The following is a 23,349-nucleotide window of genomic DNA, read 5'->3' as shown; positions in this document are numbered from 1 at the left end:
GCGCGATACCTTCAATCCTCTAAAATCAGCACATTCTTAGCGGTTCTTCGCCGGGAATCTGATATGCCCATCTAGCATTATCCGTCCATAACCTTTATCTTCTTTGAACCATTTGACAATCCCCCATCGTCTTTCTCCCATTTATGCATCTCCTCCGTCACTTCATTAGATATTATGGAGATTGAGTTTTTCCTAGAAAGGATCATCTTTATATATTAACATATAATGGAATATAAAGACTGATACTTTCTCCACTAACCTGCCCGTTCGTATTATGAGATCAACCAGTTCTTTCTGGTTGATCCTTTTTTCATTTGCATAGAGGATTAAAGTAGCCTGGTCGAACGTACCTGCCCGTGGGACTTGATCCCGAGCGCTATAATGTTCACCCTACTTGTCATGACCATGATTGAGGCTGGTTGGGACGTAAGATCCCGTATAACAAGCGATGCTATGGAGCGACAAGAAGAACCGTAGGGATGCCGGTGAATTTAAACTTACAGGGAGAGATGAGATGAAATGAATCCAGTTGTCGGTCTAGATATTTCAAAAGAAGAAAGTCATGGACAAGCCTTTTTAGCGCGCGGAAAGCTCTTCAGAGGGACATTCCACTTCGAGCACACTCGTGATGGCCTAGCAAATCTACATCAAGTTTTAAAGGACGTTGAATCGGTATCCAAACAACGTCCTTTACTTATTCTAGAAGCAACAGGACATTACCAAAGCCCTATTGTTCAGTTCTTAGAGGAACATCACTATATTTACATTGTCATTAACCCGCTAATCTCCAATCGGCTTAGAAAGTCTCAGCTTCGTAAAGTAAAGACGGATGCTGCTGACGCTTACCTATTGGGTGAGTTGTACTACAGGGAAGAGTTTGAACCTTTTAAGAAAAGAGGTGTGCAACTTCTCAATCTGCGCTATCTTACAAGGCAATATGAGACTCTTTCAAAGATGTGTGTATCGACTAAACTGCAATTCCAAGCTGTTTTAGATCAGGTTTTCCCGGGTTATAAAGGCGTGTTTGGAGCTATGTATTCCGGTGTTTCACTGCGGTTTTTAAGTGAATTCCCAACCTCATATTTAGTTTTACAGACGGATGAAGATACACTTAGAGCTAAGATGAAAGAACTGCTTTCTTCGAAACGGGGGCGTTCAGAGGACTGGATTAACCAACGGGTTCAACGATTAGTAGATGCGGCAAAACAAAATCCATTTCAGCAAACCATGTATGCAAGTCATTTAATCAATATGAGAGTTCTTATTACCCTTATTCTTCAATACCAAGAGCATCTTGCTGAACTGGAACAGAACATAGATGCTCTGGCTGAAGAAATTGAAGAGTATGAATTAATTCAGTCGATTCCCGGGATTGGGCATAAAATTGCTGCAACAATTTTATCCGAAATAGGAGAAGTCGAACGATTTGATCATCCTAAGAAGTTAGTCGCCTTCGCAGGCATTGACCCGAGTGTCTTTGCTTCCGGTAAGTTTACAGCGACTCGAAACCGAATCACGAAACGTGGTTCCAGGCAGCTGCGTTACGCACTGGTGATGGCTGTTCAGTGTGGACTTATACGCTCCCGAAATATGCGAATCAAAGCGTTCTATGAACGTAAGAGAGCTGAAGGAAAACCACATAAAGTAGCTCTAATCGCATGTGCAAATAAACTCGTCCATTGGCTCTATGCGATCTTAAAAAATAAAAAGGAATTTCGTCCAATTTAAAAAATATTATTGGCATAACCTTCCAAGACACAAAGAAAATTGGAGGGTTTTTTGGCATGCCTCATTTTAACTATACCACATGATTTAGAATCACTTTACTGGTAATGTTGACAAGCTATTAGCTGGTATAGCTTAATCATGGCATCGTCAGTCAAGAGCTGTAATTCCTTTTGACAACAAAAGAGGCAGATCCCCGTACAGCCGATTTACGGCTTGCGGGTCTACCTCTAAATAAAATATACGCCTTATTTCATTGCCTTCTACTCGGGCAGCTCCCGGTACTCAAAATAATCAAAATCCGCCGCACGCAGCGTTCCGCTCAAATCCTGCACACACATGCCGATAAATGTGCCGGTAAACCGGATATAGGCCGGGAAATCATCGGACAGATGATAGATTTCCATGGGCCCGCCGATCTTCTCCCAGTCAGACTCTCCGGCCCGGTAATAGAATTGGGCGAATTCCCGGTCGATCACTACCTTTAATGCTACGCTTGCTCCCGGCGGCAGCGCAATATCTGCCGTAAGGGTATCCTCGTAGACCCCGTCCCGGGAGCGGATGATGCCCACGCATTTCCCGAGGGTCTCATCATGAGTGATCCGCAGGTAGAGATAATCCTTCGTATCATAATAGACAATTAATCCGGCCATCTGCTGGAAGTGCTGCGGCTCGAATTCAATGGCGGTTTCGGCGCTGCAGCTGAAGGCCTGCTGGCGCAGGGCAACCAGACTCTGGCGGTGCATGGAGCTCATGGATTCTCTGCCCCGGAGGCGCAAATATCCGGGGCGCTCCTGTAGTGAGAGCCACGCTTCCTCAGCAGGCACACGCAGGGTGTTCCAGCGGACATCCAGCTGCGGGGCATCGAAATCATCACGGGGAGCCGGAGCGGAGAATGGATGCTCCGGAATGTCCGGACCCGGCACAGTAAGCGCCGGGGCGTTCCCGCCTCCGGCCAGGGCGAGCCAGCCGTCCTCCGTGAATTCGCAGCGCTGAATCGCTGTCTCCCGGCCGAGATTGCAGTAATGGTCTTTCACGGGACGGCCGCACAGATGCACCATATACCATTCGTCTGTATGCGTGTGTACAAGACTGGCATGTCCCGCCTTCTGCAGCTCCAGTTCACGGTTTCCGGCAGAGGTCAGCAGCGGATGATTCGGAGCTGTCTCATACGGACCTTCAATCTGCTTCGACCGGGCCACCGTCACCGCATGATTATACTGTGTACCGCCCTCAGCTGTGATGAGATAATACCAGCCGTCCTTCCGGTACAGATGCGGCCCTTCCGTAAGCTTCAGCTCGGTTCCCTTGTAGATGGGAATGACCGGACCGGTCAGCCGCTGCTCTGTTGCAGAATATTCCTGCAGCACAATCCCGGCGAAGCTGTTATTGCCGGTGCGGTGATCCCACAGCATGTTGACCAGCCATTTGCGCCCGTCATCGTCATGGAACAGCGAAGGGTCGAAGCCGCTGCTGTTCAGGTATACAGGCTCAGACCAGGGACCTTCGATATTCCCGGCAGTCACCAGATAGTTAGGCGTATCCTTGAAGGCACCCTGTCTGCTTTTGACATCGGTATAGATCAGATAAAAGAGTCCATCATCGTAAGTCAGGCAAGGTGCCCACACGCCTCCGGAATCCGGGTCACCTTCCATATTCAGCTGCGACTTGCGGGTTAGTGCATACGTAAGCGGCCGCCAGTTCACCAGATCGCGGGAATGATGAATCCGTACGCCGGGAAACCACTCGAAGGTGGAGGTGGCAATATAATAGTCCTCTCCCGCCCGGCAGATGGACGGGTCCGGATGAAACCCGCGTAGAATCGGATTGTGAATCAGTGTTGTGCTCATCTTGTCTCCCCCAGTGCTTGCCGTCCTGCTTCCAGTAAGGCAATAATTCTATCCGTATCGTAGACACAGCCCTGCCAGGTCCCTCCGCTTGCCGCCTGTAGCGCAGCCCATAGCCGGGTATCATCCGGCAGGCCCGGATCAACGGCAAGGCCCGGATGCGGAGTCCTTGCGTTCAGAAGCTCCGTTCCCGCTTCCTTCGACAGCGGCTGTCCGCCTTCTCCGCCTTCCCCGACCAGATTCACGCTCCCATCCAGCTTCACGGTATCGATCAGAACCTCTACCCAGTCATTATCCCGCAGCTTCCCGAGGGGACCGCCGGCCAGTGCTTCGGGTCCCATATGACCAATACAGGCTCCCGTGGATACCCCCGAGAACCGGGCATCCGTGATCAGCGTGACATATTTGCCGTAAGGCAGATGCTTGAGCGCGGATGTCAGCTGGTAGGTCTCTTCCATCCCTGTTCCGCTGGGCCCCCGGCCGATGATGGCCAGAATATCCCCGGCCTGCACCTTACCGTTCTTGATGCTACGGATCGCATCCTTCTCGGCAGTGAACACCTTCACTCTTCCCGTATGCCTGTAGACTCCTTCGCTGTCCAAGACGGAAGGGTCAATGGCTGCCGATTTGATTACTGCACCTTCGGGGCACAGATTCCCTGTGGGGAACGTCATTGTGGAAGCCATCCCCTGCCGCTTGGCCTCTTCCGGGCTCATGATCACAGAATCCGGGTCAATGCCATCCGCTTCCTGCAGTCTCCGCCGCATGTCCGCCCGTCTCTGCGAGGTCTCCCACCAGTCCAGATTCTCGCCCAGCGTCCGCCCTGTCACGGTCAATACGGATTCGTCAATCAGCCCCAGCCGCCGTAAATGCAGCATGACTTCCGGAACACCTCCTGCCAGGAACACGCGGATCGTCGGATGCGGCACCGGTCCGTTCGGAAGCACACTGACCAGCCGGGAACCTGGCGGTTCACCTCGTTCCAGTCATCAACGGAAGGAATCTTCAGCCCGGCGGCATGGGCAACGGCCGGCAGATGCAGCAGCAGATTCGTAGAGCCTCCGAACGCGGCATGCAGGATCATCGCGTTCTTAATGGCCCGATCTGTAAGAATATCACTCATCACTATTCCGCTATGCTCCATATGCTGAAGCGCGCGGGCCGACTGGCGGCCGATATTCTTCCAGACCGGCTGCCCCGATGGTGACAGAGCCGAATGAGGCAGCGACATGCCCAGTGCTTCAGCAATCACCTGGGCCGTTGCGGCCGTGCCAAGGAATTGACAGCCGCCTCCCGGGGTAGCGCAAGCCCGGCAGCCCAGATCGGCTGCATCTTCGAGCGAAAGTTCACCATTGCTGAACCGCGCTCCGATGCTCTGCACCTTGCCGGCATCCTCGCCGTTAACCGGCGGCAGTGTAACGCCGCCAGGCACGATAATCCCCGGAAGCTGATGCCGCATTCCGGCCAGTGCCAGCATCATGGCGGGCAGACCTTTATCGCAGGTGGCTACGCCCAGAACGCCTTTGCGGGTAGGCAGGGAACGAATCAGCCGCCGCAGAACCACGGCTGCATCATTCCGGTAAGGAAGAGAATCGAACATGCCCGTGGTTCCCTGGGAGCGCCCGTCACAGGGATCACTGACATAACCGGCAAACGGAATCCCCTGATTGGCGGTGAGCTCCTCAGCGATTTCTTCCATCATCACGCCGATTTCCCAGTGTCCGGTATGGTATCCGAGCGCAAGCGGACTGCCGTCCTCCCGCCGGATTCCGCCCATCGTGCCGAGAATCAGATATTGCGGCCTGTTCAGTTGCAGCGGATTCCAGCCCATCCCCGCATTCTGGGTCATTCCGAAGATTTCCCCGCTTGGGGCATTTCGCAGCACCTCACCTGTAATCGGAAGCTTGCCTGCGGGACCTTCCGCAGCGGTATGTACAGGAACAGTATCCTCTATGGCATCCTTCATAATCTCATGCAAAGTCAGCTTCACACTTAACCCTTCTCTCCTTCAGAATGAACTTGCCCAGATGATTATCACAAGGATAGTTTCCTCGCCAGCTCTATCACTTCCCGGACCGCAGCCTCCTGTTTATCGGCAAAAGCATGCTGCAGCATCGTGGTGCTTACAGCGGCAACGGCATTTCCCGCAGCATCCAGAACCGGCGCAGCCACGCAGCTGATGCCCTGAATAATTTCTTCCCGGTCCACTGCGTAACCGGCCTCGCGAATCTCAGACAATGCAGCCGTGAATTCCGCCCAATCCGTCAACGTGTGAGACGTAACCGCAGTTAAGGTTTTGCCGGAATAACGTCTTATGAGCTCGCCGTCCGGCAGCAGTGCCAGCATCATCTTGCCCATGGCGGTCGCATGCGCCGGGAACCGCATCCCTGGACTGGACTCCAGCCTCACAAGGGAGGGGCCTTCCTGCTTGGCCAGATAGATAATCTCATCCCGGTCAAGAACCGATAACTGAAAGGTTTCCCCGATGACCCTGACGCTCTGTGCAGAGCCTGCCAGGAAGCGCTCCACCAGATTCGTATTCTGCTTAAGGGATTCGTTGTAAACCGTATTATAGTAAGAAACCCCAGCCCCCAGCGCGTAAGCCTCCCTGTCATCCTTCACCACCCATTGCAGGGTTTCCATTGTACGCAGCAGCGAGAACATGGAGCTTTTGTTAATGCCCGTTTCATCGCACAGGTCGGTCATTTTATGTTCTCCGGGCTTCCTGGAGATTGCCGTAAGAATCAGATCGGCCCGTTCTAAAGCTGGAACCCAATATTTCCGGTCCAAACCTTCATTCCCCTCTCATAAATCAATTGATTAAGCTCTCTTAGTTCACTATAATAATCTTATGTTTATAATAACAAACCTGGAGGCGGAATAAAATGAAAATTTCTAACATGACCATGAGACCGCATCATACAGGCATCATTCCCCCGGTTCCGACGATTCTGGATCAATCCGGAAAATTCGACCCAAGCGGAATGAAGCTGCTAATCGACAGCCTGATCCGGCAAGGGGTTCAGGGACTCTTTTTCCTCGGGACAGCCGGAGAATTCAGCTTGTTCAGCACCGAGCAGCGCGAGGAAATCGCTGAGGTATGCGTTAAATACACGAATGGCCGTCTTCCCGTATGGATTGGCACCGGCAGCAATACGACAGCAGAGACCCTCCGCCTTAGCAAGCATGCTGCGGAGCAAGGGGCGACAGGCATCGTTGTCATTAATCCTTATTATTACAAGCTTAGCGAAGAGGCTTTGTTCTCGCATTATGCCTCTATTCTGGAAGCCGTTGATGTGCCTCTAATGCTGTACAACTTCCCGGCGCTGACTGGCCAGGATCTGAGTCCGGCCTTCGTCAGCCGCCTTGCCGCCAAATATACAAATGTAACTGGAATTAAGGAAACCGTAGACCAGCTCAGCCATATCCGGCAGATGATTATGCAGGTGAAGGCGGTTAAACCGGACTTCTCGGTATTTTGCGGTTTCGATGAATATCTGCTGCCTACGCTTGCTGCCGGTGGAGACGGGGCGATTGCCGCCAGTGCCAACTTCGCACCGCAGCTGATGCTCGGGTTACTCAGCAGCTTCCTGAAGAATGATATGGCAGAGGTGCTTGAGTTTCACCGGAGAATCATAGAGATCCCTCCGCTGTATAGTATCGATGATCCTTTCATTCCTTCAATAAAAGAAGCCATTCGTCTGGCTGGTGTACCGGTGTCCACCTTCAGCCTTGCACCCGCAAATCCCTGGAACGCAGACAAGGAGGTTACTTTGAAAGAGATTTTCAACCGGGCGGGAATCTCCCAAGTCTCTATCTAGTCCATAGTCCGCATAATCCGTAATACATGGCTGCGCTACTCTGCCTGGGCCGTTTGGCCGCCCCTTAGATCCGGCACACCGGTTCAGTCTTTATTCTCCGTGCAGAATGCTCTATACTTTTGTTCAGATGCACAATGGAAGAGACTGAGGCTGCCTAGGCAGCCATCCGGGCACGGCGAAGGGGGAAATTCCGGTTGTTTCAGCTATCCGAGAAGCAGGCGCAGGAAATTGTAGACAAAATGATGATGGATATTCCTTATAACATCAACATTATGAATCATCAGGGGATTATTGTCGGCAGCGGAAAGAAAGAACGGGTCGGCACCGTTCACCAGGGGGCAGTCAAGGCATTATCCACCGGGCAAATGGTCGAGGTGCTGGAGGATGGTCTGTATGAGAAAAAAGGGACCAACGAACCGATTGTCATCGGCAACACCCGCGTTGGTGTGATCGGGATTTCCGGGAGCCCTGAGGAAGTCCGGCCTTTTTGCAACATCGTGAGAACTACGGTATCCCTGCTCATCGAACAGCGGAACACGCTGGAGAATCTCGCGAATGAGGCAAACCGCAAGAAGGCTATGCTGGAAATGCTGCTCGCCCATCAGGGAGCGTACTCCCAGAAATTAAGAAAAGAAGCTGCTGCCTACAATATTGATCTGCTGCTGAAGACTACGGTACTCTATCTCAAGCATTTCAATCCGGAAAAGGATGCTGCGAAGCTCCTGCTGCGTTACCCGTCCTTCCAGCTGGATGAAGATACCTGGCTGCTGCTGATCCAGAACCGTCCCGACTGCAGCCCGCTGATTGCAGAGCTGCTGCATAACCAGCCGCTCCTGCTGCTGGCCTCCGGCAGACTGGAATCCAGCATTGCCGAGGGATACCGCCAGGCCAAATCGGCCTTGGGTATACTGCTTGCGCTGAAGCCTGCTTCACAAGCCATTACCTTCGAAGAAGCTGAATTTCTGGTGAAGCTCAGCCATGCGAAGCTGTCGGACAAACCCGGCAGGGCGATCAAGCTGGAGGATACCGCCGATCTGCTGGAGACACTTAGAAGCTTCATCAACCATAACTGCAGCGTCTCGCAAACGGCGGATCATCTCAATATTCACCGCAATACTCTGCAATACCGCCTGAAGCGGATCGAGAGTATTACCGGCAAAGACCCGAGGAATCTGCTGCAGCTCTTCGAGCTTACGTATGAACTGCTGGCGCTTTATAAGTAGAGCAGCTTCTCGTGTTGTTATGTCCTAGCGGGGGTGCGGGTGGGGGTAGGGGTGTGCGAGTGCGGGCAGGCGGGCAGGTGCGTCGGCGGGGTGCGGGTGCGAGGGGGCGGATGTGGGTGTAGGCGGGCGGATGCGGGTGTAGGCGGGCGGGTGCTCGGGCTCGGGTGCGGGCGGGTGCGGATTGCGGGGCCTCCCGTGCGTTGAATTACTGCCCCGCGTTTCCAAATGTTGTACGTAATACAACTCGGAAGCGTAAATTCAGGCAGTTTCGTAACGATTGTTGTATGAAATACAACAATTTCTCCGCTTACCCGCCTATACACGGGGAAATGTTGCATTTCATATAGGCGTGTTGATTTCCCAAAAAAAGGGACAAAAAAGGCCGCCATTTCGGGTAATGGTAAGTACGACCAAACCAAACCGAAATGAGGCGACCTCATGAATAAATATACCCCATTCTTAGCTGTTTTCAAACAAGTGTTAACATCGGATGAAGTCGAAATGGTGACCGGACAAACCAAGGACTACGTGGATAGAGGAACCAAAATGACCGTCGGGTTGCTACTCGATTACTTTGTCCAAGCCTGCTACCACAAATGGGACGGCTTCCGGCAAAGTGCCCGCTTAGGCCCAAACTTTGACTTGCCTGAGATTCATTACTCCACCCTTTCCGGCAAGGCCGGTGAAGTCCCTTACGAAATCTTCAAACGTATCTTTCAAATGCTCGTCACGAAATGTAACCGTCAAACCCGGCGGCATCTGAATCTGCCTAAAGATCTTCTGCTGATTGACTCGACTACGGTCACGGCGGCGAACTCCCGAATGCCTTGGGCCTCGTACAAAAAATTCAGAGGGGGCATTAAGCTGCATGTTGCTCTTTCGCAGGGTCAGCGTTCACCCGTGAACGTGGAGGAATCGATCGCGAAGCGCAATGACGCTCCGTTTGGAGAAGTCTTGGCAGATACGGACTACATTTTGGTACAGGATCGGGCGTACGGAAAAATCAGCAGATTGGATCAATATGTGCTTCAGGGCCAGTCGTTTGTGATTCGACTCAAAGACAATCTCCATTTGGTGAAGCCGAGAAACCTCCAGCGACCCGCAGAGGGAGAAACGAACATTGTTCGTGATATTACTTGTTATATCGGTCAAGGGAAGTGCCAATCCGCTAAGCGCCACCGGGTCGTAGAATTTGAGAATGACCGGGGGAAGTCGTACGGGTCGTGACCGATTTGAGAAAAGAGTCTGCTTATGTGATCGCTGAAATCTATAAGGCACGCTGGGAAATTGAAGTCTTTTTCCGCTGGATTAAACAGCATCTGAACGTGCCATGTCTATTTGGAACCACTGAAAATGCAGTATACAGCCAATTGTTTGTGGCCCTTGCGGTCTATGTACTTCTGAGACGTGTTTATGATGAAATCCACCCCAACGTGCCTGCCTTTGCTCAACTGACCCTTTGGGAATTTATGCAGCATTGGCGTATATTTAGTCTTCCGCTGGAGTGGCAGGTTCAACTTAGTCTGCTCAGGAACAAGGTTGTTTTGGGAATTATATCCATACCATAATATGGGGAATCAACAGGCTTGCATTTCATACAACAATCTGTGATTAGACCCGATATCACGGGAAGAATGTTGTATTTCGTGCAGGATTTCACCTCTGCGGGGATTACTTATAGTGTCTTATCTCCTGCACAAAACCAATAGCCCCTGGGAATTATCCCAGGGGCTATTCAATCAGACTCAACTCAATCCAATTCAACTCAGCTTTTCGCCCAGCTGCACTATTCACTCAGCTACACTAATCCCCCAGCTCCACTATTCTCCCAACTCAACTATTCGCCCAGCTCCACTATTCACCTTGCTACACTAACCGCCCAGCTCCACTATTCGCTAAGCTTCAGCAACCTCGCAATATTCTCGCAGGTCCGCTCAACATTGGCCGGGCCTTCGGCCAGCAGCTGCTCCAGGCTGGAAGCGCCCGGGACTATGCCGAAGATGGCGTCGATACCTTCTGCATACAGCGTTTCAATTCCTTCGCCGATGTAGCCGGCCAAGGCAATCACCTTCTTGCCGTTTGCCTTGGCGGTACGGGCTACGCCATACGGTGTTTTGCCGAATTTCGTCTGGAAATCGATCCCGCCTTCACCGGTAAATACGAAGTCCGCATCCGCCAGCTTCCGGCCTAGACCCGTGTATTCAATTACGATCTCGATCCCCTTCTGGAGTGTGGCCTGCGTGAAGATCATAAGGCCTGCCCCCAGACCGCCGGCCGCACCGGCACCGGGAAGATCCCGCACATCCTTACCAAGCTGCTGCTTCACCACCGCCGCATAATGAGCGAGATTGGCATCCAGCTGCTGCACCATTTCAGGTGTAGCGCCTTTTTGCGGGCCGAATACAGCGGATGCCCCGTGATCGCCGCAGAGCGGATTCGTCACATCACAGGCCACAATCAGCTGAACCTGCTGCAGTCTTGCATCAAGCGAGCTGATGTCGACGCTGTTCAGCCGGCCCAGACTACCGCCGCCGCGCGGCAGCAACTCCCCCGCCTCATCGATGAATCTCACACCCAGCGCCTCGGCCATGCCTGCGCCGCCGTCATTGGTCGCACTCCCGCCGATGCCGATAATAATCTTCCGGATTCCCCGTTCCAGACACTCCAGAATTAGCTCACCTGTACCGTAAGTCGTTGTGATCAGCGGATTCCGGTCCGCCTTGTCCACCAGCTGAATGCCGCTGGCAGAAGCCATCTCGATCGCCGCAGTCTCTCCGTCGCCGAGGATTCCGTATTTCGCTGTAACCGGCTGTCCCAGGGGCCCCACGACTTTTTTATAATGAATCTCCCCGCCGGAAGCATCGACCAGGGACTGTAAAGTCCCCTCTCCGCCGTCTGCCATAGGAACATGGATGTAAGCCGCTTCCGGATAAATCTTCCGCAGTCCGCTCTCCATCGCAAGACAGACTTCTTTCGCAGTCATACTCTCCTTAAAAGAATCCGGTGCCAGTACAAAGGTTTTCTCTCTCATTTCCACACCCCGTATATGATATTGATATTTAGAATAAAAATCCGTAAACCAGCGTAGCCACAATCGTCATCGTTCCGCCGACAAGCGCTTCGTAAGGGATGAGCCCCATACGCTGCTTAATCGTCATCTTCATACTGTCCGCAGTAACGTGGAAGTAAGTGCCCTGCGGCAGCGAGTCGATGACCGTTGCTCCGGTGTGGACCATAACGGCTGCAGCCAGCGGAGCCGTGCCCATATCCAGAATGGCCTGTCCGAAGGAGCCGGTCGCCACAATAACCCCAGTCGAAGTGGAGGCGGTTGCCGCAGCCATCAGAATACCGGAGATCGGCGCCAGGAACGTGCCGGAGATTCCGGACAGCTCAATGAGATGGACCACCTGATTCGATAAATCCGAAGCAGAGATCAAGCCGGCAATTCCGCCTGCCCCGATCAGGATCAGGACGGTGGCTGTCATTTTACTGAGACCGGAGGAAGTATACTGCAGAACCTTGTTCCCCTGCCCCATCGCCAGCATACCGATAATTCCGGCCAGCGGCAGAATATAAAGCGCATCCACTTTGAGTCTGGCCAGTGCTTCGATCCCGGAGATCGAACCGATTGGATTAATCATCAGCAGGACAATCGCAACCAGAGGAGCGACAATTGCTCGGCTGAGCGGCGGATAAGCAGCTGTATTCGCAGTGTCGGTACCGTTAGCAGCTTCTTCAGTGGTAACCATTATACCTTTTTTCTTCAGCACTGAGGCAAGGATAACGGTTACAATCAATCCACAGACGGCCGGGATCAGACCCGCCAGCATCACATGGCTTAAATCCAGGTCGAAGCCCCGTGCGGCTGCGATGGTATTCGGATTCGGGGAGATAATATTCCCGGCCTTCCCTCCGCCCGACAGTGCCAGCAGCAGCGCTACCTTGGAAATCCCCATCTTGTTACCGACCGATAGAGCAATTGGAGCCACAATTAATACCGCTACCGGAATGAAAACCCCCATGGCCGTGATGACCATCGTCGCCAGCGCCAGCGCCAGAATCGCTTTGCTCCCGCCGAACTTTCTCACGATAGCCTGGGCTATAGCTTCAGCCGCCCCCGATTCCATCATGACACCAGCCAGGACTCCGGCGGCCAGCACCCGCAGAACCGTGCCCATTACACTTTGTGTACCGCTTACAAGAACGCTTACTGTCTGTTCCAGATTGGCTCCGCCAATAAGCGCCCCTACAATGGCTCCCAGGAACAGTGCGTATACCGGATTCAATTTTCTAAGGATCAGAATAATGGCAATTGCCAGTCCTGCCAGTGCTCCGTACCAACCAATGATTAATCCTTCCATTTCGAATATCCCCCTAAGTACTTGTTGAACACGCTCTCATTATAAGGTCTTAGGGGAGCAAAAGAATATTGATGATCGGACGAAATGCATTGTGCAAGTGACCAATAGAAACCCGCTATATTTGTACTCCATTGTTAAAAGAGGACCTCCGGCAAATGCCGGAAATCCCCTTATTAACTCTCGAATATTAGGAAGCCGTCTGTCGTCTTGGCGTATCCGGCTGTGGTGCAGCATGGCTGTGAACGATACTCCGTCTCACGAAGAACCCGGCAATCACACCAATCAGCGTGATAACTGCCGCCAGAATGAACGCATTATGCACGCCTGCCGCCAGACTTAGTGATCCCATATCCGCTGCTGCGGTATCCAAATGAGTACTGATGTAAGTACTTTGGCCGGCAGTCATCACACTTACAATCAGAGCTGTTCCGACTGCACTGGCTAACTGCTGCAGGGTATTCATGATGGCTGTACCATGCGGATGCAGTTCCCGAGGCAGCTGATTCAGCCCGTTCGTCTGCGCAGGCATCAGGGTAAGCGCCAGACCCACTGTCATGCAGCAGTGCATAAGAATGATCATGTAGACTGGAGTATTTACGTCAACGCTGGTGAACATCCACATGGCAGCTGACAGAATGATCATACCCGGAATAACCAGTACCCGGGGGCCGACTTTATCAAAGCTCCGTCCGATAATGGGTGACAGTATGGCATTGACCAGCCCTGCGGGAAGCATGAGCAGTCCGGCATACAGCGCTGACAATCTCAGCGAGCCCTGCATGAAGATCGGCAACAGGTAGGATGTCGCAAAGATCGTCAGGAAGCCGATAACAATAAATAACGTACCTGCTGTGAACATCGGATATTTGAACGCCCGCAGATTCATGATCGGGTGCTTCATCGTGAGCTGGCGCAAGATAAACAGTAAGAGCGCTGCAAGTCCGATAACAAGGCAGGCAATAACCTTCGGACTGCCCCAGCCTCCGTCTCCTTCGCCCACAACACTAAGCCCGTATACGATACCGCCAAAGGCGATGGTGGACAGGACAAGCGACAAAATATCAATCTTCGGTTTGGTGATCGTTGCCACATTCTCAATATTAAGCAGCCCGATAATAAAGTCGATCACCAGGAAAGGAACCAGCACCCAGAACATCCAGTGCCAATCCAGCTTGTCGATGATCAGCCCGGACACGGTAGGTCCAAGCGCCGGAGCTACCATCATCACAAGACCTACCATACCCATAGCCGCCCCGCGTTTGGCGGGTGGAATAATAGTCAGGATCGTATTGAAGATGACCGGCATCAAGATTGCGGTACCCGCCGCCTGAACCAAACGCCCGATAAGCAGCATCCCAAAGCCCGGGGCAAGTCCTGCGGCCAAGGTTCCGAGCATAAATAAGCTGATGGCAGTCACGAATAATTTTCTAGTTGTGAACCACTGCAGCAGTAAGGCTGAAACCGGCATAATGATGCTGATGACCAGAATGTAACCTGTGGTGATCCATTGTGCGGTTGAAGCGGAAAGATTCCACTCCGCCATAAGCACCGGCAGGGCCACGTTCATCATGGTCTCACTTAACAACCCGATGAATCCCCCCAATAATAGCGCTACGAGCACAGGGATTACCTTGTATTTCACCTTGATTTGTGATGCCTCATTCATGTACTAACGTTCTCCTCTCGAATTGCCTATCCATATTATCTATATGTCCGCTTATTATATGTTCACTTATTAAATGGAGTCAAGGTTTTTCTTTAACCTTTCTTTGGGCAAATTCATTCCAGGTCTATGTCGACAGCATCTTTAATCGGGCAATGAAATCATGCATATCCGGCCCCAGCTTGGAGAAAAACATCTGGTCCGCGCTCATAACTATCCGGCTGGCACGTTCCATAACAGCTACACCAGATTCGGTCAGTGAGATCAGCTTGGCTCTGGTATCCTGCGGATGCGGCACACGGCTGATATACCCTTTTTTCTCCAGTGTTCTCAGCACTTCTGAAGCCATCATCGGATCGATATCAGAATTGTGGGCAATCTGAATCTGCGTCACACCGGACGCGCTTTCCCGCTCATTCAGTGCATGGCAGGACCGCAGCAGCGCAAACTGGACATGTGTCAGATCCACCTCCCGCAGCTCAGCTTTCATTAACTTTTGCCAATTGTTCGTGACTCTCCACATGATATAACCTATATCTTCCGTATATTGATCCATTCCGCGTCTCCCGTCGTTGTTGCTGCGTTATATTTGTTCATTATAAGCAGGAGAAGAAGCGCCGTCAAAAAATATAGATGCTCCCCATTCCGATTACTTTGCTGCTAAATAACAACATCCTGATATCCAGCACGGATGTCTTTGGCCACGCTGGGGCATCGGGTATACCCCGGCCTCCATCTTTAGTTCGGTAACTCCTGAAAAAAATATGGAAGTCGTAGTAAAGTGATCATCTTTTCTGATAGATACTTTTGCTGATATTGATCTAACTTTGAATTTATGATTACAGTAGCATCTTCTTTTCTGAATATTTGATCTGTACCATTTTCTACAAACACCATGTCAGGATTAAAAGCCATCAACATATTACCAAAAATTTTAAACAACACTACTAATCCTTCAGAAAATAATTTCCCGAATAATTGAATCCCAATCTCCACATTAATTTCCAATCCATATTCTTCTCTTAAAAAATCAATACTATTAATATCTTCTAATTCAATATCAAGTGTGAAGTATTTACAGCTAAGACGAGAAGAATTTTCGTAGTTTGTTACTTTACCTTCAACTGCATCGCAAACTATCTCATAGATTGTTGTTTTAAGTGTTTCTTTATCCAAATTTGAGACCAAGTATAATGTACAATCCATCACTTCTAACCTCCAAATACCCTTGTAATCTTTCCATTCTTCACTAAAATTAATTCTTCTAGTCTTTTTAAATCTCCATCCGGATTTGCTTTTCTTAAGATTGTTTCGATAATTTCGGTAACTTTTTCATTTGGAAAGTTGTCTAAGTTCAAAACAATTCTTCCAGATTGTTTCTTTGTCTTTCCTGCTATTTCTTTAATTATACTTTGTATCTTTCCATCTGGTTTTGGAGCATAACAATCAAATACATTTCCTTCGATTAGAAAGTCCGGATTCGACCCCTCAACAATGCCATGACCATTTCCACCATCAATTTCATCTAACATTTCAATGTCATAGGCATTAACAGCCAATACATCGGCTGTTTCATTTTGTTTTTTGATTCCATGGGAGTCGCCTTCACCATACTTCCCTTTAGGTTTGCTACCCTTGGATAAAAGAAGGTTCTGTAAATTTAAGCTTTGAAGCCTCACCCAAGCTCTCAATCCTATTACTACCGCATCCGCTACAGTTGCAATTAATTTAAAAAACATAAAAAGCGAACATAACAAAAACAAGCCAATCATGGTGTTACCTGACCATAATCGACCTGTTTAATTGTGTATTACAAGGGTTAAGTATGTTCCTAGTTAAATAAAGAATTCATTCTGCATTGGGTAGCCTCTGCATAATCAATTCATCTATTATTATCTAATTATTCTTCTGTCTCATCATACAGCTTCTCTAAAAATTCTTTGAAATCCTTAGCAATGAAATACATATTACTCATATCTTCGGGGTCTTCATCATGAATCCAAAAGTAAATATTGCCAGAATACTTTTCAGTAAGACCTATACAAATTTGATTTCCACCCGAATCATCTGCGATTGGAAAAAAACCTATATCTATTATATCGTCAAAGATATCAATTTTCTTTTCTAAATTGTCATACATCTCACCAATACCATAAAAAATATTTACCATACCAATGCCTTGCTCTTTTGAGATGGTAAAGTAATATAGTTTGGGATAACCCCCATTGTATTTCAATAAAAATTCTCGATACTGTCGGGGAAGTTGAACTCCATTCATTCTTTCAAAGTCTTGAAGTCTTGATTCTGTTAAAACTTCAATATCCCCTTGCATCTCCAACTTAATCTCCTCCTGTTCCATTTACAATGGACTGTCCGCCCATGTGTTTATATTCGTCGTGAATATCTTTTTCAACTAGTACCATTGTATTTCCATCCTCCATATGATGTCAGGTATATCCTTCTGGAGGTTTATTTTTTCATGTACAGATGGGTTAGATGTTTTACTAAGTCCTGCCTCTATATTTGCTGCCTCATAATCTTTTGGATAGTTTTCCGGCTGTGCATACTCAATTTTTACTGGCTTGACATTAGGATGAAAATATTTAGAAAGGCAAACGTAGCCGTATCTGCCACGCCCATGACTACCTCTTTAACCAATTCCTCGGTAAAAACCAACGCCAACGCATCTGCCTGATGGACCCGACCAAAATCGCCCTATATATTTAACACTTTAGCGTGATACAAGGAAACGATTTGTTATTTATTCAAAATACTTACTTACTATTTCAGTTAACTGGTCATTTCCCAGCTCAATGTTCATTAAATAATAAAGGAAATAGTTTTCTACTTCACTATCTTTGAATTGACTCAGGTAACGAAAAGCAAGGATTGCAGTATTATCTTCTCTTAGACCTTCTTCCAATTTTGATTTCATATACCGTATTACTTGATTAACAAATCTGTTATCCCCGGTCTTAATAAGACCATTAAGAATGAAAATTATCTTTTCTTCATCCTCATTTTCAAAAAACTCACGCACTTCATTCTCTTCTAGCTCTTCACTTATTAGCTGTTCCTTGACCGAATTAAATATTGTTATAGCTTTTAACTCTTCATTATAATAGTCCTCCCAAAAACTTAGATAAGCAAATTGTCTGGGTAATAATGCTGAACTATTATTAGGCTTGTTCCATAATATCCAATCAGAATTAACTTTATCCGAAACACTCTCGAATAATGCACTTGGGTAAGGAACAACTTGATTAGCATCATTTTCTATTCTATAAAATTCCTCACCGTTTCTACTAGTTTCAACAGAATATACTATATACTTATTATTCATTGATAGGTTCTCTTTTTTCTCTGAGCTCGCTTTAAGACTTACCCTCATTTATCTTACTCCCTTTATATTAAAGTCTTCATCTAATTCAATTATCCAAAACAGGTCATTTTCATTTGTTCTAAGATTTTTTGGTTTGGAGACCTTTAGTTTTATATCAAACACACTAATTTCTCCTGTCTTCTGATTTTGATAAAAATGTACTTCTCCTTTCCCGTAAGGAGTTTCATATTGTTGCTTCGATGTCATTTTAGCCCAATCTTCTATTTTACTACCGTCCTTTGTTAGTAACATTCGGGCTTTATCATCCCAAAGATCTTCCCCCTTTATGATAACATCGGAGTGAGATACAACATCTTCTTTGATAAGGGCTTGTTTGAACTGTTGATGTTTAAAAACGTCACTAGCTTCACCCGGCCCCTCAATCCTAATCCCGCCACCACCTATTTCATCCATCGCATCAATATATTGCTGCTGCACGGATGTCTTCGGCAAAGCTGGGGTATCGGGTATTTCCCCTGCCTTGAAGGCCAGCCCTTCCGGCGTCTGCAATACCGGACCCAGATCCGGGAGCTTCTGCTTGATCCCATTCAAAGCATCCTTCGCCGCTTGACTGACAACGTCTTCCACCCCGCCAATCACTTTTCCGGCTTTGCCGATTTTGGTAACCTGCAGTCCCGGAACCAGGATGGACGCTACCGAGCCCAGCATCGCTGCCTTCTCTTCCGGCGTTCCTTCGTTAAAATTATGATAAGCCATCTTGGCCGCTTCCACCAGTACTTCCGGATGCTCCATGATATACACTGCTTGATTCTTCATCTCCGTCGTTGTTTTTACCGGGTGGACCACAAGGTTGAAGGCAAACGTAGCCGTATCCGCTACACCCATGACGACCTCTGTGATCAAGCCTTCCCCAAAAGCCCTTACTACCGCGTCCGCTTGTACGACTTTTTTCCGCCATTCCGTCATACCGTACGTGTCTTCCAGCCACATTTCATAGGCTAGCACCTGATTGGTTACTTTGGGATCAGAAATCCGCTCTATATAATAGTTAAAGGTCGTCTCATTTCTTTTGTTGCTAGCGGTAATCGGAGTGCCATCCGGCAGTTCCAGCGGCGGACCGTTTAGCCGTCTTGCAGCTTCGATCTGCTCCTGGACCTGCCTCACAGCCTCAGCAATCCTGATCTCCTCCCGCTTCACTTCCAGCTGGCTTCGCGCATAGTTCCCAGCGGCACTCTTCTCCATCGCCATCCGCAGCAGCAGGAGATATTCTTCGTTATGTATTAGCGGTACACTCTCCGCCGTGATCGACGGATCATAATCACAGGCCTTAACTCCTGCCTGCTTGAAATAGCCGCTCAGATCCTTCCCTGCTTCATATTGGACCTTGGCTACACCCAAGGACGCCAGCTTCCGGCGTGCTTCCTCGGCCTCCGAGTGGACGGCTTCCATCTGCGTCTTGTTCCCGAACGCTTCGTAGACCTTGAAGGCCATCTGCGCCTTCGCGATCCCATCCCGCGCCGCGAAGATATCCTTCAGCTTGCTGAGGGCCGCAATACTCTCTACGGTCAAAAGACCGGAGGTTTGGATGATATTCCGCAGCTCCTGCACTGCCGGATCGTTATTCAGCTCATCCTTTCCCAGCAGGACGGTAACAGAAGTGATCAGATGCGATACACTCTTCTGCACAAAGGCTGGAATGGAAACCCGCCCAGCAGTATTTGACGTCCCAAAGCTTCCGAATGCACCTGCGAGAAGACTAAACTGCTGCGTAAGCTTGTCGGCCTGCCGTTTATTCTCCTCTTGCAGTCCTGTGACCCCCTTCAGGGCTACCCGGATGATATCCTCCAATTTCTCGGCTTCTACGGTTAATTCATTGATCAGGACCTGGGCCTTCACGAGGTGGTCTCCCAGGGGAATCCCGTCCCAGCCGCTGGACTGGCCCTTCAGCTGCAGATATAGCCGGTTGGTGTCCTGGCTTACCTGGCCTATTCTGGTCTGCAGACGCTGAACTTCATTCTCGTTAAATATAAGCTTCGTTGACGCCATGTCCACCCTCCCGCTTATCCCCACATTTTATTTGCTCTTTATTTGCTCTGTCCCTGATAATCATTCCGTACGGAATAGTCTGATTCGAACATTATGATATCCCCTGAGGAAAATGAAAACATCTGCCCCAATTCATCGGTATCCCCCGCCATTTGACCTTCAATGGCCCACATATTAGCAATCGGTGCCTTATATCCGAGAATGCGTGTATTGGCATCGCCATTTTTTATCGTATAAATTTCGAATTTCACGAGGATATATCCCCCTCTTAAAAACTCCGGCTCATGCCCGTCCAAGGCTCCTCCATAGTGATTGGCGAGTGAAACAATACTAGTGCCCTTAGGGAGAATGTAAGGAGCAATCGGCAAATGATATTCTCCATACCAATGCTGTACACTCCGTACCGCCGTAACCGGATTCACAGAGGCCGGGATTACCGTGGGACCTACTAAAGTTCTGGATTTAAAAGGGAGTATCTCCAGGTTGTACCCGTTCCCTATTGTCGTTTTACGCTTCAGGTATAGCCTATAGAACTTGGTCCATGAAGTCTCTGCCCGCTCTGCATCCGACAGAATATAGTTGTATTCATAACTGGCCGCTGTAGACAGCTCGCCGGTTGGAATATTTCGCATGCTGTCTGCCAGACGATAGGTACGCTTATAACTCAGAGTATCCTTGGGTGAACCAACGCCTATCATTTTATTCGCAGTTCCAGAGATATCATAGTACAGATCCACAGGAGCGGGTGAACCCCCAGTCTTTGGAACAAACCAAAACGTAGGTTCAATCCGTATCCCCTCACCCGGCTCCCACAAATTCCCTATAGTCCGGAAATCAAATAAGAAGGAATACCCGTTATGCGGAACCGTCTTTTGCTCGGCCGGATGGGAGCCCTTGCGGATCGGCAGGAACCATTGCTTGTGTCCATATAAGGCTGTTGGGTTTCCGTTCTCATCGTTCCCCCCTGTATAGTACATGGCCGGGCTGTGATCAGTGCTTCCCGTTGCGGTACGGAAGACCTTCTCAAACCTGAAGTCCCCGATATCCCATATGCGAAAATCAAACAGGCGTCCTACCACCCCTACATCAAAGCTATTTGAGGCGCAATAATTATTGAGATCTCCGTTCCTGTTCAGTTCACAGAGACCGGTTGGATCTGCAGGTGTGCCATTAATGGCCCACGATTGCGTATGAACAGTATAATTGCCTTCATTCACCCAAGTCGGCATTGTAAAAGTCATTTCTGGCGTTCCAACAGGGATATTAATCCAGGTGCCTTCGGAATAGTACTCGCTGCCTTCAAACACACCAAACGGAAACTGTATCCTTTTATTCAGGGTATATTTCATGTAATCTCTGCTGCCATAACCCGGAATATTAAGATGTTGCCCGCTCTCCGTAAAATGAACGGTAAACGGCCGGTCCAGGATCAGCACCGTCCTTGTCATGTCCGGGGACATCCGCTGATCATATGGCCGGTTGTCATCCGGAATAACAGAGTAATTGACCACAGGAGTATGAACTGTTATAGAATTAATACCGTTTATTGCAAAACTTTTATCGGAGCCACCGTTCACATTTCCAGGGATCAGGTTGTAATAGATGGACCCGGAGCTTAATGTATTCGCCCGGTTCTGCAGTGTTGACCCTATCCAATAATTCGTGCCATATAGAACATTCCGATCGATCTGAGTTGGCACGGGTAAGGCGGATGGGGCAGGCGCTGACTCCGGTACCTCTGTTTGATCCATTATGGTCATCTCATTAAAAACGACAGAATCATTATTCACTGTATTCTTGCCCACACTCGATTCTGCTTCACTTTGGAAAGCGGCAGTCTGGTTAGGAACTTGAGGCTCCGTTGTAGTTCCGGAAACCGTTTCCGGATCCAATTTAATGGGTTCGCAGGCAAATGGCCTTACGTGATCATCTACGTCCGTACTATATTCAGATGAAAGCGAAGGCTCTGTATATCCGGCAGGATTCAATTGTACGGAACCGCCCGGCAGCGCGTAATTGGATAACGTCGATTTGGAAAGCTTGTAGATCTCCAAATTGTCGATTTGCCAATAAGAATAGGGCCTCGTTACGGTTATATCCTTGGTTACGGTTTCCGGGCGTTCCTTCGGCTGGGCTGGGGTTCCAGCTGCAGGAGGCACACCCGCAGTGGCGGGTATAGTCCAAGTCAAGTTATACGTTTTCTGCACCTGAATTGTATACGTAACGGTTCCGGTCATATTTACAAACTGATATTGATGAAGATAATTGTTGTCAAGTACATTCGCATACAGGCTCTCTGTAGTTGGTATTCCCTGCGTAACATCAAACTGCTCGGCGTCCCTATGATCTGCACGAATAACACCTGACGCTGCAGGGTCAAGTACAGCATTTGATAGGACTGTTCCTCTTGACGGAGGATTAATTACCACGCTGCATTGTGGTGCCGGGTCTGTTGGAGGAGTTCCCTCATCTTCTTCATAAACGGCTATGACGTTGGTTCCCCCGAGATAAGTTGTGAAGTTACGCTCGGCTATAACACCCGTTACAATATGGTTCATATCGCTTAAATGATGTTTAGACTGTAAGTATGATTTAATTAATCTGTATGTTTTACCATCTGCACCAGTAAGTGTTGCCTGAAGAGGAACCGTGATGGTCTGACCAGGTTTCCAGTTGTGTGATGGATCATCCGGATTGACCACAGCAGATTGAGAAATTAACTGCCCTGTACTTTTTTTGAGCATTAAGGTTACAGGAAACTTTGCAGTATACGGCACAGGCACATCGAAATATTGCCTGAAGTCGCCGGGACTTGCCCATGACTCCGCATTTTTTATATGCTGAAGGTCAACAAAATCCCCACTTTCTGAGACAAGTACATTGTTGCTATAGTGCAGAACATGGAAAATGGCAGATAGATAGATGGTTCCACCGTAGGAAATATCTTCTAGACCCGCATCTTCTAGAGCCTTAGATACCATTTCTTCCGGAACTTCAAAAAATGTCTGGACGTCTCCATTCCCAACAGGTACATCAGGACCCACTTGCTGAATCCTTATCTCACCATGAGTTCCTGATTGCGGATCACATTGAGAATTTGTACATGCCGGAGAACGATGGACTGTAAATCCAACCGTTCGATATTTTATTCCTGATGTTGCCTCTTTGCCGGTTGTATTGAATGTTATTGAACCATTACTTTCAACTATCACATCATTAGCTGCAAAAATTTGAGTTGAAAACATGTTTATTAAAAATGAACAGAATATAAGGATAATTAAGATTTTCGAGCAAAATCTCTTGGATATAGTCATATATTT

Annotated in this window: 19 protein-coding genes and 1 pseudogene; 5 read left to right on the top strand and 15 right to left on the bottom strand. The window is 48.9% G+C overall.

Annotation, left to right across the window (positions count from 1 at the left end):
- Positions 1-36: 36 nt before the first annotated feature.
- Positions 37-141: a cold shock domain-containing protein gene (locus NSU14_RS07555; protein WP_218639469.1), complete on the bottom strand. Its 105-nt coding sequence runs from the start codon at positions 139-141 to the stop codon at positions 37-39.
- A 378-nt stretch (positions 142-519) separates the two neighbouring features.
- Between NSU14_RS07555 and NSU14_RS07550 the strand changes: the two genes are divergently transcribed.
- Positions 520-1,728, top strand: a complete 1,209-nt coding sequence (locus tag NSU14_RS07550) for an IS110 family transposase (protein ID WP_340943920.1) — start codon at positions 520-522, stop codon at positions 1,726-1,728.
- A 260-nt stretch (positions 1,729-1,988) separates the two neighbouring features.
- Here NSU14_RS07550 and NSU14_RS07545 read toward each other — a convergent pair whose 3' ends face one another.
- The 3 genes and pseudogenes from NSU14_RS07545 to NSU14_RS07535 all read right to left on the bottom strand — a co-directional run bounded on the left by NSU14_RS07545 (position 1,989) and on the right by NSU14_RS07535 (position 6,362).
- Entirely contained in the window at positions 1,989-3,575 is a 1,587-nt protein-coding gene (locus NSU14_RS07545; protein WP_340943918.1) for a glycoside hydrolase family 43 protein, read from the bottom strand.
- Positions 3,572-5,538, bottom strand: a pseudogene (locus tag NSU14_RS07540) (YjhG/YagF family D-xylonate dehydratase). The gene NSU14_RS07545 and the pseudogene NSU14_RS07540 overlap by 4 nt, the downstream one beginning before the upstream one ends.
- A 68-nt stretch (positions 5,539-5,606) precedes the next feature.
- Entirely contained in the window at positions 5,607-6,362 is a 756-nt protein-coding gene (locus tag NSU14_RS07535; protein ID WP_336103635.1) for an IclR family transcriptional regulator, read from the bottom strand.
- Between the two features lie 95 nt (positions 6,363-6,457).
- Between NSU14_RS07535 and NSU14_RS07530 the strand changes: the two genes are divergently transcribed.
- The 4 genes from NSU14_RS07530 to NSU14_RS07515 all read left to right on the top strand — a co-directional run bounded on the left by NSU14_RS07530 (position 6,458) and on the right by NSU14_RS07515 (position 10,184).
- Positions 6,458-7,393, top strand: coding sequence for a dihydrodipicolinate synthase family protein (locus tag NSU14_RS07530; RefSeq protein WP_336103636.1), 936 nt, complete (start codon positions 6,458-6,460; stop codon positions 7,391-7,393).
- A gap of 194 nt (positions 7,394-7,587) precedes the next feature.
- A complete protein-coding gene (locus NSU14_RS07525; RefSeq protein WP_076248864.1) occupies positions 7,588-8,616 on the top strand; it encodes a CdaR family transcriptional regulator in 1,029 nt (342 codons plus the stop codon).
- 438 nt (positions 8,617-9,054) lie between these two features.
- On the top strand, positions 9,055-9,843 hold the full coding sequence (locus NSU14_RS07520; RefSeq protein ID WP_340943913.1) for a transposase: 789 nt from the start codon (positions 9,055-9,057) through the stop codon (positions 9,841-9,843).
- Positions 9,840-10,184 (top strand): transposase, encoded by a 345-nt coding sequence (locus NSU14_RS07515; RefSeq protein WP_340943911.1) that lies wholly within the window; start codon positions 9,840-9,842, stop codon positions 10,182-10,184. The genes NSU14_RS07520 and NSU14_RS07515 overlap by 4 nt, the downstream gene beginning before the upstream one ends.
- Before the next feature lie 320 nt (positions 10,185-10,504).
- Here NSU14_RS07515 and NSU14_RS07510 read toward each other — a convergent pair whose 3' ends face one another.
- The 11 genes from NSU14_RS07510 to NSU14_RS07460 all read right to left on the bottom strand — a co-directional run bounded on the left by NSU14_RS07510 (position 10,505) and on the right by NSU14_RS07460 (position 23,343).
- Positions 10,505-11,647, bottom strand: a complete 1,143-nt coding sequence (locus tag NSU14_RS07510) for a glycerate kinase family protein (protein WP_340943909.1) — start codon at positions 11,645-11,647, stop codon at positions 10,505-10,507.
- 28 nt (positions 11,648-11,675) lie between these two features.
- Positions 11,676-12,977 carry a GntP family permease gene (locus tag NSU14_RS07505; RefSeq protein WP_076248968.1) on the bottom strand — a complete coding sequence of 434 codons (1,302 nt, stop codon included), beginning with the start codon at positions 12,975-12,977 and terminating at the stop codon, positions 11,676-11,678.
- Positions 12,978-13,164: 187 nt separating this feature from the next.
- Positions 13,165-14,643, bottom strand: coding sequence for an MDR family MFS transporter (locus NSU14_RS07500; protein WP_336101488.1), 1,479 nt, complete (start codon positions 14,641-14,643; stop codon positions 13,165-13,167).
- A gap of 124 nt (positions 14,644-14,767) precedes the next feature.
- Positions 14,768-15,196, bottom strand: coding sequence for a MarR family winged helix-turn-helix transcriptional regulator (locus NSU14_RS07495; RefSeq protein ID WP_340943906.1), 429 nt, complete (start codon positions 15,194-15,196; stop codon positions 14,768-14,770).
- A gap of 182 nt (positions 15,197-15,378) precedes the next feature.
- Complete coding sequence (locus tag NSU14_RS07490; protein WP_340943904.1) at positions 15,379-15,816, bottom strand: hypothetical protein; 438 nt, start codon at positions 15,814-15,816, stop codon at positions 15,379-15,381.
- A 35-nt stretch (positions 15,817-15,851) separates the two neighbouring features.
- On the bottom strand, positions 15,852-16,412 hold the full coding sequence (locus NSU14_RS07485; RefSeq protein ID WP_083705782.1) for a CdiA C-terminal domain-containing protein: 561 nt from the start codon (positions 16,410-16,412) through the stop codon (positions 15,852-15,854).
- 128 nt (positions 16,413-16,540) lie between these two features.
- A complete protein-coding gene (locus tag NSU14_RS07480; RefSeq protein ID WP_076248972.1) occupies positions 16,541-16,972 on the bottom strand; it encodes an SMI1/KNR4 family protein in 432 nt (143 codons plus the stop codon).
- Positions 16,973-16,979: 7 nt separating this feature from the next.
- Positions 16,980-17,063 (bottom strand): hypothetical protein, encoded by an 84-nt coding sequence (locus NSU14_RS07475; protein ID WP_256704081.1) that lies wholly within the window; start codon positions 17,061-17,063, stop codon positions 16,980-16,982.
- Between the two features lie 338 nt (positions 17,064-17,401).
- Positions 17,402-17,983 (bottom strand): hypothetical protein, encoded by a 582-nt coding sequence (locus NSU14_RS07470; RefSeq protein ID WP_144026241.1) that lies wholly within the window; start codon positions 17,981-17,983, stop codon positions 17,402-17,404.
- A gap of 48 nt (positions 17,984-18,031) precedes the next feature.
- Positions 18,032-20,029: a hypothetical protein gene (locus NSU14_RS07465; protein ID WP_340943897.1), complete on the bottom strand. Its 1,998-nt coding sequence runs from the start codon at positions 20,027-20,029 to the stop codon at positions 18,032-18,034.
- A 38-nt stretch (positions 20,030-20,067) separates the two neighbouring features.
- The gene (locus NSU14_RS07460) at positions 20,068-23,343 is read right to left on the bottom strand and encodes a DUF5704 domain-containing protein (protein WP_340943896.1); all 3,276 of its coding nucleotides are present in this window, start codon (positions 23,341-23,343) and stop codon (positions 20,068-20,070) included.
- Between the last annotated feature and the right edge of the window lie 6 nt (positions 23,344-23,349).

Source organism: Paenibacillus sp. FSL R10-2771, from assembly GCF_038000205.1.
GTDB classification, from domain to species: domain Bacteria; phylum Bacillota; class Bacilli; order Paenibacillales; family Paenibacillaceae; genus Paenibacillus_AQ; species Paenibacillus_AQ phytohabitans.
This window is presented reverse-complemented; position numbering and strand designations above follow the sequence as displayed.

Coding starts and splice junctions, on each gene's coding strand:
- NSU14_RS07555 (WP_218639469.1), bottom strand. CDS start 141: ATGGGAGAAAGACGATGGGGGATTGTCAAATGGTTCAAAGAAGATAAA.
- NSU14_RS07550 (WP_340943920.1), top strand. CDS start 520: ATGAATCCAGTTGTCGGTCTAGATATTTCAAAAGAAGAAAGTCATGGA.
- NSU14_RS07545 (WP_340943918.1), bottom strand. CDS start 3,575: ATGAGCACAACACTGATTCACAATCCGATTCTACGCGGGTTTCATCCG.
- NSU14_RS07530 (WP_336103636.1), top strand. CDS start 6,458: ATGAAAATTTCTAACATGACCATGAGACCGCATCATACAGGCATCATT.
- NSU14_RS07520 (WP_340943913.1), top strand. CDS start 9,055: ATGAATAAATATACCCCATTCTTAGCTGTTTTCAAACAAGTGTTAACA.
- NSU14_RS07510 (WP_340943909.1), bottom strand. CDS start 11,647: ATGAGAGAGAAAACCTTTGTACTGGCACCGGATTCTTTTAAGGAGAGT.
- NSU14_RS07505 (WP_076248968.1), bottom strand. CDS start 12,977: ATGGAAGGATTAATCATTGGTTGGTACGGAGCACTGGCAGGACTGGCA.
- NSU14_RS07500 (WP_336101488.1), bottom strand. CDS start 14,643: ATGAATGAGGCATCACAAATCAAGGTGAAATACAAGGTAATCCCTGTG.
- NSU14_RS07495 (WP_340943906.1), bottom strand. CDS start 15,196: ATGGATCAATATACGGAAGATATAGGTTATATCATGTGGAGAGTCACG.
- NSU14_RS07485 (WP_083705782.1), bottom strand. CDS start 16,412: ATGATTGGCTTGTTTTTGTTATGTTCGCTTTTTATGTTTTTTAAATTA.
- NSU14_RS07480 (WP_076248972.1), bottom strand. CDS start 16,972: ATGCAAGGGGATATTGAAGTTTTAACAGAATCAAGACTTCAAGACTTT.
- NSU14_RS07475 (WP_256704081.1), bottom strand. CDS start 17,063: ATGGTACTAGTTGAAAAAGATATTCACGACGAATATAAACACATGGGC.
- NSU14_RS07470 (WP_144026241.1), bottom strand. CDS start 17,983: ATGAATAATAAGTATATAGTATATTCTGTTGAAACTAGTAGAAACGGT.
- NSU14_RS07465 (WP_340943897.1), bottom strand. CDS start 20,029: ATGGCGTCAACGAAGCTTATATTTAACGAGAATGAAGTTCAGCGTCTG.
- NSU14_RS07460 (WP_340943896.1), bottom strand. CDS start 23,343: ATGACTATATCCAAGAGATTTTGCTCGAAAATCTTAATTATCCTTATA.